This window comes from Nocardia aegles, from assembly GCF_052545135.1.
Window position 1 is genome coordinate 130,563 of record NZ_JBQWRI010000008.1, and the last position, 14,395, is coordinate 144,957.

General features: G+C 64.2%; 14 protein-coding genes and 1 pseudogene. 9 read left to right on the forward strand and 6 right to left on the reverse strand.

Annotated elements, in window-relative coordinates; genetic code table 11:
- The first annotated feature begins 10 nt into the window (after positions 1-10).
- Positions 11-889: an HpcH/HpaI aldolase/citrate lyase family protein gene (locus ACT89H_RS21920; protein WP_445110510.1), complete on the forward strand. Its 879-nt coding sequence runs from the start codon at positions 11-13 to the stop codon at positions 887-889.
- On the forward strand, positions 886-1,866 hold the full coding sequence (locus ACT89H_RS21925) for a MaoC family dehydratase (protein ID WP_445110511.1): 981 nt from the start codon (positions 886-888) through the stop codon (positions 1,864-1,866). Before ACT89H_RS21920 ends, ACT89H_RS21925 begins: the two co-directional genes overlap by 4 nt.
- A gap of 96 nt (positions 1,867-1,962) precedes the next feature.
- On the opposite strand, the pseudogene ACT89H_RS21930 reads toward ACT89H_RS21925, so the two are convergent.
- Positions 1,963-2,085 (reverse strand): annotated as a pseudogene (locus ACT89H_RS21930) (TetR/AcrR family transcriptional regulator); the annotation flags it as partial.
- A 289-nt stretch (positions 2,086-2,374) separates the two neighbouring features.
- Here ACT89H_RS21930 and ACT89H_RS21935 point away from each other — a divergent pair.
- The 4 genes from ACT89H_RS21935 (at position 2,375) to ACT89H_RS21950 (ending at position 7,049) form a co-directional block, all read left to right on the forward strand.
- The gene (locus tag ACT89H_RS21935; RefSeq protein ID WP_445110512.1) at positions 2,375-2,779 is read left to right on the forward strand and encodes an SCP2 sterol-binding domain-containing protein; all 405 of its coding nucleotides are present in this window, start codon (positions 2,375-2,377) and stop codon (positions 2,777-2,779) included.
- A gap of 38 nt (positions 2,780-2,817) precedes the next feature.
- Complete coding sequence (locus ACT89H_RS21940; protein WP_445110513.1) at positions 2,818-4,365, forward strand: acyl-CoA synthetase; 1,548 nt, start codon at positions 2,818-2,820, stop codon at positions 4,363-4,365.
- 30 nt (positions 4,366-4,395) lie between these two features.
- Entirely contained in the window at positions 4,396-5,658 is a 1,263-nt protein-coding gene (locus tag ACT89H_RS21945) for a cytochrome P450 (protein WP_445110514.1), read from the forward strand.
- A gap of 227 nt (positions 5,659-5,885) precedes the next feature.
- Complete coding sequence (locus tag ACT89H_RS21950) at positions 5,886-7,049, forward strand: CaiB/BaiF CoA transferase family protein (protein ID WP_445110515.1); 1,164 nt, start codon at positions 5,886-5,888, stop codon at positions 7,047-7,049.
- 72 nt (positions 7,050-7,121) lie between these two features.
- On the opposite strand, the gene ACT89H_RS21955 is transcribed toward ACT89H_RS21950, so the two are convergent.
- The 3 genes from ACT89H_RS21955 to ACT89H_RS21965 are packed head-to-tail and all read right to left on the reverse strand — an operon-like array spanning position 7,122 to position 10,172.
- A complete protein-coding gene (locus tag ACT89H_RS21955) occupies positions 7,122-8,270 on the reverse strand; it encodes an acyl-CoA dehydrogenase family protein (protein WP_445110653.1) in 1,149 nt (382 codons plus the stop codon).
- A gap of 2 nt (positions 8,271-8,272) precedes the next feature.
- The gene (locus tag ACT89H_RS21960) at positions 8,273-9,424 is read right to left on the reverse strand and encodes an acetyl-CoA C-acetyltransferase (protein WP_445110516.1); all 1,152 of its coding nucleotides are present in this window, start codon (positions 9,422-9,424) and stop codon (positions 8,273-8,275) included.
- Positions 9,425-9,473: 49 nt separating this feature from the next.
- Positions 9,474-10,172 carry a TetR/AcrR family transcriptional regulator gene (locus ACT89H_RS21965; RefSeq protein WP_445110654.1) on the reverse strand — a complete coding sequence of 233 codons (699 nt, stop codon included), beginning with the start codon at positions 10,170-10,172 and terminating at the stop codon, positions 9,474-9,476.
- A gap of 148 nt (positions 10,173-10,320) precedes the next feature.
- Here ACT89H_RS21965 and ACT89H_RS21970 point away from each other — a divergent pair, with 148 nt between their 5' ends.
- Positions 10,321-10,512 carry a ferredoxin gene (locus ACT89H_RS21970; RefSeq protein ID WP_445110517.1) on the forward strand — a complete coding sequence of 64 codons (192 nt, stop codon included), beginning with the start codon at positions 10,321-10,323 and terminating at the stop codon, positions 10,510-10,512.
- 13 nt (positions 10,513-10,525) lie between these two features.
- Here the strand turns inward: ACT89H_RS21970 and ACT89H_RS21975 are convergent, their stop codons facing one another.
- Together ACT89H_RS21975 and ACT89H_RS21980 are read right to left on the reverse strand one after the other, a co-directional pair.
- A complete protein-coding gene (locus ACT89H_RS21975; protein WP_445110518.1) occupies positions 10,526-11,248 on the reverse strand; it encodes a TetR/AcrR family transcriptional regulator in 723 nt (240 codons plus the stop codon).
- A gap of 77 nt (positions 11,249-11,325) precedes the next feature.
- Complete coding sequence (locus tag ACT89H_RS21980) at positions 11,326-12,363, reverse strand: MBL fold metallo-hydrolase (protein WP_445110519.1); 1,038 nt, start codon at positions 12,361-12,363, stop codon at positions 11,326-11,328.
- A 409-nt stretch (positions 12,364-12,772) separates the two neighbouring features.
- On the opposite strand from ACT89H_RS21980, the gene ACT89H_RS21985 reads away from it, so the two are divergent.
- Together ACT89H_RS21985 and ACT89H_RS21990 are read left to right on the forward strand one after the other, a co-directional pair.
- Positions 12,773-13,453 carry an MlaE family ABC transporter permease gene (locus ACT89H_RS21985; protein ID WP_445110655.1) on the forward strand — a complete coding sequence of 227 codons (681 nt, stop codon included), beginning with the start codon at positions 12,773-12,775 and terminating at the stop codon, positions 13,451-13,453.
- Between the two features lie 13 nt (positions 13,454-13,466).
- Positions 13,467-14,351, forward strand: a complete 885-nt coding sequence (locus ACT89H_RS21990) for an MlaE family ABC transporter permease (RefSeq protein ID WP_445110520.1) — start codon at positions 13,467-13,469, stop codon at positions 14,349-14,351.
- Positions 14,352-14,395: the final 44 nt, after the last annotated feature.

Below are 14,395 nucleotides of genomic sequence, written 5' to 3' on the forward strand. Positions count from 1 at the left end.
TGAGTTGCTGATGACGGTACGACCGCCACGAAGGTCGGTCCTCTGTGTTCCAGGCGGTGACGAACGCAAGATCCGCAAGGCATTGTCCGCAGGCGCCGACCAGGTGGTCATTGATCTCGAAGACGCCGTTGCGCCCGCGGGTAAGGATGGTGCGCGGGCACTGCTGGATACGTTCGAGTGGGGGGACCCCGGCGCGCTGCCCCCGATCGCGGTACGCGTCAACGCGCCCCGAAGTCGATGGTGCCATCGCGATGTGGAGGCCGTCGTCAGCTCCCGGATCCCCGCAAGCGCCATCGTTCTGCCCAAGGTCGAATCGCCGGGTGATCTCGAATTCGCCGATCGCCTGTTGGCCGGTATCGAGTCCGCAGCCGGGGCCGTGCGGCCGCTCGTGGTGGAGGCGCTCATCGAAACCGCGGAAGGGCTCGGCCGGGTCGAGCAGATCGCAGCGGCCGGGCCGCGCCTGTCGGCCCTGATCATCGGCTACGCGGACCTCGCGGCCTCGCTCGGTCGGGCCGCCGGTAGCGAGCCGATGCTGTGGGTGGCCGCGCAGGACCGGGTGCTCACAGCGGCGCGCGCAAACGGCCTGGATGCGGTGGACGGACCGCATCTCGGCGTCGAGATCGATGACGATTTCCGTACCGGTGTCAGTCATGCCGCACGGATCGGATTCGACGCCAAGTGGGCAATTCATCCCCGGCAGTTGGAGACGATCAACTTCGCCTTCCAGCCCACCTCCGCGCAAGTGGACCACGCCCGCCGGGTGGTGGAGGCTTTGGCGGCGGCGCACGGTGGCGGTCGCGGAGCTGTGGAACTGGACGGCCAGATGATCGATGAAGCGGTTGCGACCGCAGCTCGCCGTACCCTTCTGAAGAGCGGAGTTGGACAGTGAGAGCCGAGGGCCCCTACTTCGAGGAACTGGAAACCGGGCAAGTTTTCGCCACCGCTCCGTCGGTGACCTTGACCGAAGGGCTCGCGGCGGTGCATCAGTCGGTGGTCGGCGACCGATTGCGGCTGCCCCTCGACCACCGCTCAGCGGTGGCCGTTACCGGTGCTCCGGCGCTCGCGCACCCGGCCCTCGTGTGGGACGTGGCGATCGGTCAGTCCACCGTGGTTACCCACCACGTGAAAGCCAATCTGTACTATCGAGGTCTGATTTTCCGGCGGATGCCGCACCTGGGGGACACTCTGACGACCACGACGACAGTCGAGGGCCTGCGGCAGAACCGCCCGCGGCCCGATCGGGCGCCGACCGGGCTGGTGGCGTTGCGGATCCGTACGGTCGATCAGCACGGCCGGGACGTCCTCGACTTCTGGCGATGCGCCATGCTCCCACTGCGGACCGATCACGACACCGGTCGTGTCGACGATGTCGTCAGTATCGGTGCGGGTGTCGATCCCGACTGGTCTGCGGCGTTCGCCGAGTGGGATCTGGCCGCGCTCACACAAAGCGGCCCGACGGCGATTCCGGAAGCCGGGCAGCGGGTCGAAGTGATCGGCGGGGATGTCGTCGACGCGGCACCCCAGCTGGCCCGCATCAGTCTGAACATCGCCCAGGTACACCACGACGAATGCGCAGGTGGCGGCCGCCGCTTGGTGTACGGCGGCCACTCCATCGGGATCGCTCTGGCACAGGCCTCGCGAGCCTTCCCCTCCTTGGTTACCGTGGTCGGCTGGCACAGCTGCGATCATGTCGGCCCGGTGTACGAGGGAGACACACTCCGCAGTGCGGTCACGGTCGAGGATGTGGTTCCGGCAGCCTCGGGAGCTCGCCTCGTGCATCTTCGCTCCGAGGTACTCGCGAGGGCTCGGCCTGGGGAGCCGGACCGGCCGGTGCTGGACTGGCGCTATGTGGCGCTTTTCGCGTGATCTTCTGGCGTACTCGTCCTGGAACTCGCGGAGTAGGCGGCGCAGGAACCATTCCAGCGCCGCCGGATCCCGCCCGGCGTGCCAATTGTCGAAGTAGTGGCAGAAGGAGCCAATGGTCACCCGGAGCCGCTTACAGAGCGGTGCCTGCTTCAGCGCGTGATAGCCCTGCTCGGAGAGCAGTTCGAACGCAGCTTCGAAGTAGTCCTGCTTGGTGGCCATCAGTCTCCGTCGTGTCTCGGGCGGTTGTCTACCGCCTTTGACTGGCTGGTTTGCCCCACCCCTTGTGCATAAGTCGACTTATGTTTACGATATCTGCAAGAGCTGTGAGGCGCGCCACATGGGGTCGGAGCGGCTACGGAGACGCGCATCTCCCGCAGGGTTCGATGCGCGCGATCGCTTCTGGTGCGGCATCGGGTCGCGGGCCGATTGCGCCGCGTTGTGAGTTGGCAAATATTTAATCAAATATAGATTCATGTGATGGATGTTCAGTTCAGAGAGAGGGATCGACATGGCCTTCAAGGATGCAGGCGAGGTGCGCAAGTACATCGGCGGGATCTTCGAATCCGCCTTCGCTGATTCGGAAATCGGTCCGAAGCTGGCGGCCACAGGAGTCGTACTCGGTTTCGAGTTCTCCGATCCAGAGGCGTTTCTGGTGGTCGACGCGCCCGCTGGTGTGGTGCAACTGGGAAAGGAGCACTTCGACCGGTCTACCGCGACCATGCGTATGACCGCTGAGACCGGCAACGCCTACTGGCAGGGCAAGGTCAATCTGCCGCTGGCGATGGCCAAGGGCAAGATCAAGATCGGTGGGAACGTCGCGAGCATGCTCAAACTGGCGCCGCTCGGTAGCAAGCTCTATCCCGTCTACATCGACAGCCTGAAGCGCGACGATCGCGCGGATCTTCTGGTCTGAGCAGGCGAACGCAACAGATCAGACTAGAAGGTAGCGCAATGTTTCCTGGTGTCCACGCCCTGTCCACCCCGGATAAGGCTGCTGTGATCATGTCGGGGTCCGGCCGCATGATCACCTATCGTGAGCTGGACGACAATTCAGCACGACTGGCCCGTGTGCTGCATGATCGCGGGCTGCGTAAGGGCGACGTCATCGCCATGATCTCCGACAACGCGCCCGAGTGTTTCGAAATCTACTGGGCGGCACTCCGTTCCGGTCTGTATGTGACCGCCGTGAATTGGCATCTGACCCCCTCCGAGGCCGCCTACATCGTCGACGACTGCGACGCCAAGGTCGTGCTTGCCTCGGCGGGTGTCGCCGAGCTGGCCGCAGCGGTGCAGGCGCTCGCTCCGCGCGTCGAGCACTGGATGGCTTTTGGCGGCGAAATCGACGGTTACCGATCCTACGCAGGCGAACTGGCAGGTGCCGAGTCGCGGCTCGCCGAGCAGCCGCGGGGTGCGGACATGCTGTATTCGTCCGGCACCACGGGACGTCCAAAGGGCATCAAGCCGCCGCTGCTGCCGATCACGGTCGACCAGCCGGGTGATCCGCTGACGATGGCGGCGGGGCAGCTGTTCGGGATGAACAAGGAAGACATCTATCTATCGCCTGCGCCCGTCTACCACGCGGCACCGCTGCGCTGGTGTGGAATCGTGCACGCGTACGGCGGCACCGTGGTCATGATGGAGAAATTCGGCGCCGAGGACATGCTGCGCGCCGTCGAGAAGCACCGGGTGACGGTGACACAGGTTGTCCCGACCATGTTCGTGCGGATGTTGCAGCTTTCCGCCGATACCAGAGACCGATTCGACCACTCGAGTCTGCGCCTGGTCATCCATGCCGCCGCGCCGTGCCCGCCCGAGGTCAAGCGCGCGATGATCGATTGGTGGGGGCCGATTCTCATCGAGTACTACGGTTCCACCGAGGGCAACGGCCTCGCCGTGATCACCAGTCAGGAATGGCAGCAGAAGCCGGGTTCGGTCGGGCGCAGCATTCTCGGACCTGTGCACATCTGCGACGACTCCGGCCGGACGCTGGCCACGGGGGAAGTCGGCACTGTGTACTTCGAGCGGGAGACCCTGCCGTTCAGCTACCACAAGGATCCCGAGAAGACCGCCGCGGCACAGCATCCCGAACACCCGAACTGGACGGCTGTCGGCGATCTCGGATATGTCGACGAGGACGGCTATCTTTTCCTGACCGACCGGAAGTCGTTCGTCATCATCTCCGGTGGTGTGAACATCTACCCACAAGAGGTGGAGAACGTTCTCGCCCTGCATCCCGCGGTTTTCGACGTGGCAGTCATCGGTGTTCCCGATGCCGAGATGGGGCAGCAGGTCAAAGCCGTCGTCCAGCTGAACCCCGGCGTCGCGCGTACCGAGGAGATGGCCGCCGAAATCATCGAGTATGTGCGACAGCGGCTAGCGCACTACAAGGCACCCAGAACCGTCGACTTCGTCGACTCCCTGCCGCGGACGGCAACCGGCAAGCTGGTCAAACGCGAGCTGACCAAGCTGTACGACTCTCTGGCTGCGAGCCAGAACTGACGATGCTTCATTTCTCGAGGAGGTGCTGACATGACTGCAGCAATCGAAACCAAGCGAGCCTACGACCCGCTGAGCATTTCGCCATTGTCGTTCTGGTCGCAGACAGCCGAGCAGCGGGACGAGACATTCCGCGTGTTGCGGGCCGAACGGCCGGTAAGCTGGCACCCGCCGATCGAGGGCGCGCTCATGCCCCCGGAGAACGATGGGGTTTGGGCTGTCACCAGCCATCGGCTGATCACCGAGGTCAGCAAGAATCCCGCGGTCTTCTGCTCGGGGCTGGGAATCCAGCTGGAGGAAGTCCCCCCGGACATCCTGGAGGCGGCCTCTTCGTTCCTGGCAATGGACGCACCGCGGCACCCGGCCCTACGCAAGCTGGTCAGTTCGGCCTTCACGCCTAAACAGGTGGCGAAGATCCACGATCAGATCAAGAACCAGGCCAAGGTAATCGTCGACGAGATGCTGGCGGTCGGCGGCGGTGAGTTCGATTTCGTACACCAGGTCTCCAAGCGGCTGCCGATGTGGACGATCTACGAGATGCTCGGGCTGCCGGTGGCGCAGCGTGACGAGGCGGCCCATATGGCCGACGCCATGGTCGCGTGGGCGGACGAGGACGTCGCCGCCGGCCGCGCTCCTGTCGAGCTTCTCAACGACTCACTCGTCGGCCTGCTCATGATGGGTATGGAGTTGGCTCAGGAGCGGCGTAAGAACCCTGCCTCGGATCTGATGACGAATCTGGTGCAGGCGGAGGTCGACGGTGTCCGGTTGACCGACGACGAGATCGCGTCGTTCTTCGTGCTGCTCTCGGTCGCGGGCAACGACACGACGCGCAACAGCATCTCCCTCGGCATAAAGGCGTTCACCGACTTTCCCGACCAGCGAGCGCTGCTGTTGGAGGATTTCGACGGGCGGATCGGAACAGCCGTCGAGGAAGTCGTGCGTTGGGTGACCCCGGTCATGACCTTCCGCCGCACGGCGACACAAGACACGGTGCTCGGCGGGCAGGAAATCAAGCGGGGTGAGTGGGTCGCCACCATATTCTCCTCCGGCAACCGAGACGAAACGGTCTTCGCTGACCCACATACCTTTGACATCCTGCGCTCGCCCAATCCACACGTCGGATTTGGAGGCGGCGGCCCGCATTACTGCATGGGAAATTTCGTGGCCAAAATACAGCTGCGCGAAATTCTCGACCAGTTGCTGCACCGCGCACCCAGCCTGCAGATCGGTGAACCTTCCTTCCTGCTCGGGAACTTCGTCCACGCCGTCAAGCATCTGCCTGCGACGCTTGGGTGATAAGCGAGGAAAGCGCAGCAGCAGGCAGGCCCTCTGATGCTGCCGTGCGGAAATCCACCCCTTGCCGTCGGGAGCGTCTGCTGTGGTGAGGGAAGCGCCGTGAGCACTCGAGTTGCCCGGATCGCCTGTGTCTTTGGGGCAGGTCGGTCACGGCTCTTTCCAGCGCCCGTTGAAACCCCGATGTCTGCTGCTCACCGAAACAGCCTCGACGAAGGAAAGGGACGCCGATGACAGTCGGGAGCCTCGGATCACCGGAGTCGTCCGGTCCGCTCGCCGGCGTGCGGGTGGTCGAACTGGCCGGGTTGGGTCCGGCTCCCTTCGCGACCATGTTGCTCGCAGATCTCGGAGCCGATGTTGTCCGTATCGATCGTCCCGGTGCCGCCGGGGTCTTTCCCGGCGAGCCCGAGGACGATCTACTCAACCGCGGCAAGCGGTCGGTGGTCTTGGATCTCAAACGGCCGGAAGCTGTCGAGCTGGCATTGACGCTGGCCGAGCGCGCGGATGTGTTCGTTGAAGGCTATCGCCCCGGTGTTGCTGAACGCATGGGCCTCGGGCCGGAGGAATGCTGGAAACAAAACCCGCGCTTGGTGTACGGGCGCATGACGGGATGGGGCCAGACCGGGCCGCTGGCGAAGCGATCGGGTCACGACATCAACTACATCGCGGTGACCGGCGCATTGCACGCGATCGGCGACGCCGATGGCGCGCCGCAGGTACCGCTGAACCTGGTCGGTGATTTCGGGGGCGGGGGGATGTACCTCGTTGTCGGTATTCTCGCCGCCCTGCGCGTCGCGGAGCGCACCGGACGCGGACAGGTTGTCGACGCATCAATCGTCGACGGCACCGCGCATCTGCTGACCGGAATCCATGCCTTTCTGAACGCAGGGGCATGGGAGGACCGACGCGGGGCGAACATGCTAGACGGTGGCGCGCCTTATTACGCCACCTACGCCACTGCGGACGGCAGGCACATGGCGGTCGGGGCGATAGAAAACAAGTTCTATGCCGAACTGCTGGAGCGACTGGGCATAGACGAGGATCCGCGTCGCCAGCACGACCGGGCGGCATGGCCGGTGATCCGAAGCAAGATCACCGCAGCGTTCGCCTCCCGAACGCTGGCGGAGTGGCGCCTGGTCTTCGACGGGTCCGATGCCTGCGTTGCTCCTGTTGTCACGCTGCGCGAGGCCGCGACTCATCCCCAAATCGCGGCACGTGGGTCGATCATCGACCGTGACGGCGTGGTGCAAGCGGCTGCGGCGCCGCGGTTCTCGGTGTCGGCGCCGACGATGAATACACCGCCGCCGACGCCGGGGCAACATACCACTGAGGTATTCACGGACTGGGGGATCGCGCACGCAGCGCACCTGGTGAAGCGTGGTGCGGGGTCTTGAACGAACCTTTGTGAAAGGCCCTGGAACGGTTCCAGGGCCTTTCCGTGATTTTTCACCGCGCGGCGGCCCAGGTCACCGCCCAATCGAGCGCCCGATGAGGTCCTTCATTATCTCGGTGGTGCCGCCGTAGATCGTCTGGACCCGCGTGTCGAGGTAGGCCTTGGCAACCGGATACTCGGTCATGTAGCCGTATCCGCCGTGCAGTTGCAGGCAACGGTCGATAACGCGTTTCTGCAGTTCGCTCACGTACCACTTACCCTTCGCCGCGTCGATGGGATCGAGCTCACCAGCGTTGTAGGCGAGCACCGACTGATCGAGGTAGGCTTGGGCCACATCGACTTCGGTTTGCATTTCGGCGAGTTCGAACCGGACGTGTTGGAAATCGGCGATCGGTCGGTCGAAGGCCCGCCGTTGCTTGCAATACTCGATGGTTTGCAGGAGAACCGAACGGGCCCCCGCCATAGCCTTGGCCGCCACACCCAGCCGCTCGCGTGGCAGGTGGCTCATCAGGTGCTGGAGGCCTTTGCCCTCTTCGCCGACGAGGTTCGTGTGCGGAATCCGGGCGTTGTCGAAGAACAGCTCGGCGGTGTCCTGCGCGGGTAACCCGACCTTGTCGAGCTTCCGCCCGCGCTTGAAACCAGGCGTATCCCGCTCGACGACGAACAGGCTGAACCCACGTGATCCGGCCTCCGGCTCCGTCCGGGCTGCCACTACGACCAGGTCGGCCATGATTCCGCTGGAGATGAAAGTCTTCTGGCCGTTGAGGATCCAGCCGTCGCCATCCCGCACGGCGCTCGTCTTGATGCCGCGCAGGTCGCTGCCGGCCCCCGGTTCTGTCATGGCCAGCGCGCCGATCGTCTGGCCGGTGACGAAGCCCGGCAGCCAGCGTCGCTTCTGTGCGTTGTCGGTGAGGTCGAGCAGGTAGTGGAGCACGAGATCGTCTTGCAGGCTGATGGTGAGGTTGAACGACAACGCGTTGATGCGCGCTATCTCCTCGCAGACCACCATGCGGAACCGGTAGTCGTGTACACCGGCGCCTCCGTACGCCTCGGGGATCTCGAGTCCGTAGAGCCCGGCCGCTGCCGCCTTTGCGAAGACATCGCGGTCGATCCAGCGGTTCTCGTCCCACTTGTCCTTGTGCGGAGTCACCTCACGTTCCAAGAACGTGCGTACGGATTGCCGGTAGGCTTCATGGTCGGCGTCGAACAGTTTGCGACGCACAGTCAGAGCCTTTCGATGATGGTGACGTTGGCCTGGCCGCCGCCCTCGCACATGGTCTGCAGACCGTAGCGGCCGCCGGTTCGTTCGAGTTCGTGCAGCAGGGTGGTCATGAGCCGAGCTCCGGTGCAGCCGATCGGGTGACCGAGGGCGATCGCGCCCCCATTGGGATTGACGACGGCGGGATCGGCGTCGAGTTCGGCGATCCAGGCAAGGACGACGGGAGCGAACGCCTCGTTGATTTCGACTACGTCTATGTCGCCGATAGACAACCCCGCGCGCTTCAATGCGTGCTGGGTAGCGGGAATCGGTGCACTCAGCATCATGACCGGGTCCGCACCCCGCACCGACAGGTGGTGGATGCGCGCCCGGGGCGTGAACCCGTATCGCTCGACGGCGTTCTCGGAGGCGATCAACAAGGCTGCGGCGCCGTCGGAGATCTGGCTGGCAACGGCCGCGGTGAGCCGGCCGCCTTCCACCAGGGGCTTCAGTGCGGCCATCTTTTCGAGCGAGGTGTCGGAGCGAGGGCCCTCATCCACCGAGACGCCGGCGAACTCGGTAATCTCGCGGTCGAAGCGGCCTTCGGCGATCGCGTGCAGTGCTCGTTGGTGGCTCTGTAGGGCGAAGGCCTCGAGTGACTCACGGCTCAGGTTCCAGTGCTCGGCCATCATCTCCGCCCCTCGGAACTGCGAGATCTCCTTGCCGCCGTAGCGCGATTCCCAGCCCTGGCAACCCGTCCATGGATCGGTCGCACCGTAGGGTTCGCCCGCCAGAAAGCCGCTCAGAATGGGGAACTGGCTCATCTTCTGGACGCCACCGGCGACGATCAGCTCACTCGTCCCGCTCATGACCGCCTGGGCGGCAAAATGCACTGCCTGCTGCGCGGACCCACACTGTCGGTCGATGGTGACGCCCGGGACGGACTCCGGCAACCCCGCAGCCAAAGCGGCAGTGCGAGCGATGTCGCCTGCCTGCGACCCGATGGTGTCGAGGCAGCCGAGGATGACGTCATCGACCGCTGCGGGATCGAAATCATGGCGCTCGACGATCGTCCGGATGCTGTGGGCAGCCAAGTCCGCCGGGTGCGATCCGGCCAGACCGCCGCCCCGCTTGCCCACCGCGGTCCTGGTGGCATCGACGATGTAGGCCTGGGACATGTTCTTCTCCTCATGTCTCAAATTATTTAATACAGACTAAAAAATGATATCAACTCCGGGTGCTCGGGGCGGCCCCGGGCCGGACGATTTCGGTACCGACGCCGTCATCGTCGGTGAGACTGTTCCGTATGATCGACTGCGCGGTCCTGATCAGGTCATCGAGGGAGTTGAGGGTGGGATTCCACCATTCCGCTGTCCAGTTGAGGGCGCCGATGACGAGCATGCGGGCGATGCCGATGTCCAGGCCGGCACGTAATTTCCCTGATGCGGCGAGTCGTTCCAGCAGGCTGCGCCAGATCGCGTGATAAGCGGTGCTCTCGAGCTGCAGCGACTCGATGATTCCGGGGGTCAGCTGCCCCGCATTACGCGTGACGGCGGAAGCGAAATCGGACAGCTCTAGTTCGATGCGTAGATGTGCCTCTACCGCGGTCTCGATCAGATCGATCACGGCGGTGCCCGGCGGCGCGGCGGCGAGGCATTGTGCGACGTGCTCGCGCACTCTCCGTTGACCCTCGCGCATCACCTCGGCGATGAGCTCGGTGCGTGATCCGAAGTAGTAGTAGACAGCCGGTGGTCGAAGTTCTGCCTGGGCGGCTATGTCGGCCAGGCGAGTCCCAGCGACACCTCGTCGGCTGAGAATTTGCGCCGCCGCAGCCAGGATGCGCTCGCGGGTGGCGTTCACGGGGCCGCCGCCGATCCGGTGGTCGGCTGTCGCGAGGGTGGATCCACCGGGGCGTTCGGGGTCCATGGTCACCGCCCTTCTTGTCACTCCTCGGTTGACCCGAGCTAGAATCTAATTTATCTTCGATTCAAAGATAGCATTCGGCGTCGGCTCACCGGGCCGGTGTTCGTCGGACCGACGTCAGCGCGGTCGGCGCTCGAGACAGGAGGCAGTGATGAAGGTTATCGTCGATCGGACCAAGTGCACGGGGCTCGGCATCTGCGAGTCCCTCGCTCCGGTGTTCTTCGAGGTAGATGACAACGGTGAGCTCGTCCAGCTCAAGGAGGACATCGCCGACGACGAACTGGCCGCCGTCGAGGAGGCGGTGCAAGGCTGCCCCACGGAGGCGCTGCGGATCGTCCCCTGATCCGTCCGCGAAATCAGGCCGATTCGGCTTTGTCCGCGCCGGCCCGCTTGCGGGGTGCGTGCCCGCGTCGTGCCGGGCGCGCTTGCTCGCCGCTCGGCTCGGGGGCTCCGATTCCTGCGCGAACCAACGCCTGCGCCGTGCGGACAACGGTATCCAGCGATCCTCGCCGCGGCGTCCACCATTCCGCGGTCCAGTTCAGTGACCCCATGATCAGCATCTGTGTGATATGGGGATCCAACTCGGCTCGGAGTTGTCCCTCGGCCGCAGCGTCCTTGATCAGCTTGCGCCAGATGGCTCCGTACTGGGCGTCTTCGGCAAGCTGTCGGGCACGCAGGTGTTCCGGCATCTGGCCGCTGTTCCGGATAGCAGCTGTGGCGTAGTCCGACAACTCCAACTCATGGCGCAGATGGGCGTCGATGGCGATCATGATGCGATCGATCGGTGCGACGTCGCTCGGAATCTCGTCCAGCACGCGCTGCAGGTGCTTGACCATCTCGGCGATACCACTCCACATGACCTCCTCGATGAGTTCCTCCCGGGAGGGGAAGTAGTAGTAGATAGCCGGCGCCTGGAGTTCGGCGTATTCGGCGACGTCGGCCAGCCGTGTCCCCGCGTAGCCCTTCGAGCTCAGCACGCGGGCGGCCGCATCCAGGATGCGCTGACGAGTCCGCGCCGATTTCGACTCCGGTACCTGGTCCTCGTCCGCCGTGTGCTGCGCTTTCGAATTTCTAGCCACGGTTCAACTATAAGGCAGCAGCGTCACCCCTTTCCGGATGGACGTCCCATGGTCATGTCCTGGGCCGGCGGGTGACGCTAGGCACTGAGTGCGTAACTGCGCACGTTGCTCCGGTCGGTGTACCGGACGCGGCCGAGCAGGGTCAGCACATCCAAGTGGGCGTGGATCTCGGTGATGGCCGACAGCTGGTGATCGACGGGCAGATCGTCGAGCCGCAGCTCCCGGCGAGTCCAGCGTAGTGCTTGCGCCACTTCGTATGTGGTGCTGGCCCCTGCGGCGATCTCTTCGCAGACCTCGTCCAGTCGATGCTGGTGGTGATCGAGCAGTTCCTCCACTCGGCGGTGACTGCTGGCCGTCACCGGTCCATGTGACGGCAAGACGACGGCGTCGGGTAGGCCGTGCACCAGCTCGAGGGATGCGATGTAAGACCGCAATGGGTGGGGCTCGGGCGCCCACTCGAAACCTATCGATGGCGTGATGTGCGGCAGAATGTGGTCGCCGGTGAACAGCAGCCCGTTCGCTTGGTGGTGGAATACCACGTGGCCGCGGGTATGCCCCGGGGTCGCGATTACCTCGATAGTGTCGCCGCCGCGAAGTTCGATCTGTTCACCGTGTTCCAGCCAGCGGTCCGGCAGCCCCGAGGCGACGCCGAGCTCGTGTTCCGGAACCGGAGCGTGGGCGAGTTCCAGGGCGACGTTCGGGGCACCGCACTGGGCGAGTATCGCAGCATGGTTGGGGAATCGGCCGGCGTCGGCGCGGAATCCCTCGAGGCTGTGACGTTCCCCCTCGCCGATGAGTAATTCGCAGCCGAGTGTGCCGCGCCACGCGTACGCCTGGGAGTAGTGATCCCAGTGGTGATGAGTGGCGAGGCAGGTGACGATGTCGTCCAGCTGGTAGCCGAGTTGCCGAAGTGCTGCGGACATGGCGGCCTCGGTGTGGTTTCCGAACCAGCCGGGGTCGATGACGACCAGCCCCCGTGGCCCCTCCAAGATGTAGGCGTTGACCGTTCCGAGCCCGCTGAGTGGAAGGGGGAGTGGAACCCGGTGGATACCGGGGGTGATCAGGTGGGCTCCGGATTCGGTCCAGTCTTCGGGCTGGTCGGCCACCTGCAGCATCACGCACCACCTCTTCTGATGTCATCCGGCATGAAATCTACTCTAGGTTAAAATTCTTCCGGTCGTTGAGTGACCTACGGCACTTGCGCGTAAGGCGACTTATGCTACACTCCCCACTGTGACCTGGCACACACCGAGTGCGCTTTCCTCGGTCGGGTTACATATCTATCGCTCATGAACCTCCCGCGACCTTCTCGCTCGGGTCGCTGCGGTTCGCGAATTTAATCAAAAGTAAAAGTGCTTCTGTTCGCGTGACCAGAAACGGAAGCAGGAAGGCTCGTCGATGGTGGACAGCGCTGTGTCCGTCGGTAGGTCGTCACCGGGGCGCTGGGACGGTGTATCGGTCAAGGTTGCACTTGTTCCGCGTGCGGTGGGACAGTTTTTCGCCACGACTCTGGACACGTTGCGAATGCTCCCGCGTCGACCGTTCCAGTTCCGTGAGTTCGTAGACCAGGCATGGTTCATTGCGAGCGTTTCCATCGTGCCAACGCTGCTGATAGCGATTCCGTTCTGTGTCATGGTGATCTTTCAGATCAACGTGTTGCTCAACGAGATCGGCGCCATCGATCTCTCCGGCGCCGGCGCGGGCATGGCGGTCATCCGCGAGATCGGCCCGGTAGCCACGGTTCTGGTCGTTGCCGGATGCGGTGCCACGGCGATCTGTGCGGACCTGGGCTCCCGCACCATCCGGGAAGAGATCGACGCCATGCGGGTTCTCGGTATCGACCCGCTGCAGCGGTTGGCGGTGCCGAGGGTGCTCGCCTCCACCATGGTGGCGGTATTCCTCAATGGCCTGGTGACCGCCGTTGGGCTTGTCGGCGGTTATCTGTACGCGGTATTCCTCCAGGGAGCGACGCCGGGGCAGTTCATCACCGCCATTCCGATTCTCACCGGTATCCCTGACTTGCTGGTCAGCGAGTTGAAGGCAGGCATCTTCGGATTTATCGCGGCGTTGGTCGCCTGCCATCTGGGGTTACATGCGAAGGGGGGCCCAAAGGGCGTCGGCGACGCGGTCAACCAGACGGTGGTCTTCAGCTTCGTGCTGCTGTTCCTCGCCAACTCCATCATCACAACCCTGTGGCTGCACTGAACGGATCTTCGGGATGACGACAATCAAGGAATACGGCATCCGTGAGGCCGTGCGACGAACAGCATGGGGTCGCAGTATTTCAGGCTTCATCAACGGCCCAGTTGACGGTGTGGCCGGACTCGGGGACCAGCTGTCGTTTCACTTGTACGGCATCGGCTGGATACCGCGCACCCTGCGACGCTACCGCCGCGAGACCATCCGGCTGGTCGCCGAGGTGAGTCTGGGCACCGGCGCACTGGCCGTCATCGGTGGCACCATCGTGATCGTCGGTTTTCTCACCGCCGCGGCCGGGTACGAGGTGGGGCAGCAGGGCAGCAACTCGCTCGGCCGGGTCGGAGTCGAGGCCATGTCGGGATTCATATCGGCCTTCTTCAACACCAGGGAAGCCATTCCGGTCGTGGCCGGAGTGGCGCTCACCGCGACGGTGGGGGCCGGGTTCACCGCCCAGCTCGGGGCCATGCGGGTCAGCGAAGAGATCGATGCTCTCGAGGTGATGTCCGTACCCGCGGTGCCGTACCTGGTCACCACTCGCATCCTCGCCGGACTGATCGCGATCGTGCCGCTGTACGGGATCGCTCTCTTCATGGGTTACGCATCCACCCAGTTCGTCAGCATCGTGCTGTCCGGCCAGTCGAAAGGTACCTACGAGCACTACTTCAATGTGTTCTTGGTACCCAGCGATGTTCTGTGGTCGCTGGTGAAGGTGATCGCGTTCGCGCTGGTGATCATGTCGGTGCACTGCTACCACGGCTACCACGCTTCCGGCGGCCCTGCGGGTGTCGGGGTGGCGGTCGGCCGTGCGGTGCGCGCGTCGCTCATCGCTGTCATGGTCATCGACCTGATCATCGGCATCGCCGTGTACGGCGGTGTGCACTCGACCGTGCGGGTGTCGGGATGAAGCTCGATGTCTCCCGCCGCCGTGCCCTCGTGCTCGGTTTCAGC

What these genes read in the sequence shown, in the direction of transcription:
- ACT89H_RS21950 (WP_445110515.1), top strand. Translation starts at nt 5,886, where the DNA reads ATGACAGTCGGGAGCCTCGGATCACCGGAGTCGTCCGGTCCGCTCGCC.
- ACT89H_RS21990 (WP_445110520.1), top strand. Translation starts at nt 13,467, where the DNA reads ATGACGACAATCAAGGAATACGGCATCCGTGAGGCCGTGCGACGAACA.
- ACT89H_RS21935 (WP_445110512.1), top strand. Translation starts at nt 2,375, where the DNA reads ATGGCCTTCAAGGATGCAGGCGAGGTGCGCAAGTACATCGGCGGGATC.
- ACT89H_RS21980 (WP_445110519.1), bottom strand. Translation starts at nt 12,363, where the DNA reads ATGCTGCAGGTGGCCGACCAGCCCGAAGACTGGACCGAATCCGGAGCC.
- ACT89H_RS21960 (WP_445110516.1), bottom strand. Translation starts at nt 9,424, where the DNA reads ATGTCCCAGGCCTACATCGTCGATGCCACCAGGACCGCGGTGGGCAAG.
- ACT89H_RS21970 (WP_445110517.1), top strand. Translation starts at nt 10,321, where the DNA reads ATGAAGGTTATCGTCGATCGGACCAAGTGCACGGGGCTCGGCATCTGC.
- ACT89H_RS21985 (WP_445110655.1), top strand. Translation starts at nt 12,773, where the DNA reads ATGCTCCCGCGTCGACCGTTCCAGTTCCGTGAGTTCGTAGACCAGGCA.
- ACT89H_RS21920 (WP_445110510.1), top strand. Translation starts at nt 11, where the DNA reads ATGACGGTACGACCGCCACGAAGGTCGGTCCTCTGTGTTCCAGGCGGT.
- ACT89H_RS21965 (WP_445110654.1), bottom strand. Translation starts at nt 10,172, where the DNA reads ATGGACCCCGAACGCCCCGGTGGATCCACCCTCGCGACAGCCGACCAC.
- ACT89H_RS21940 (WP_445110513.1), top strand. Translation starts at nt 2,818, where the DNA reads ATGTTTCCTGGTGTCCACGCCCTGTCCACCCCGGATAAGGCTGCTGTG.
- ACT89H_RS21945 (WP_445110514.1), top strand. Translation starts at nt 4,396, where the DNA reads ATGACTGCAGCAATCGAAACCAAGCGAGCCTACGACCCGCTGAGCATT.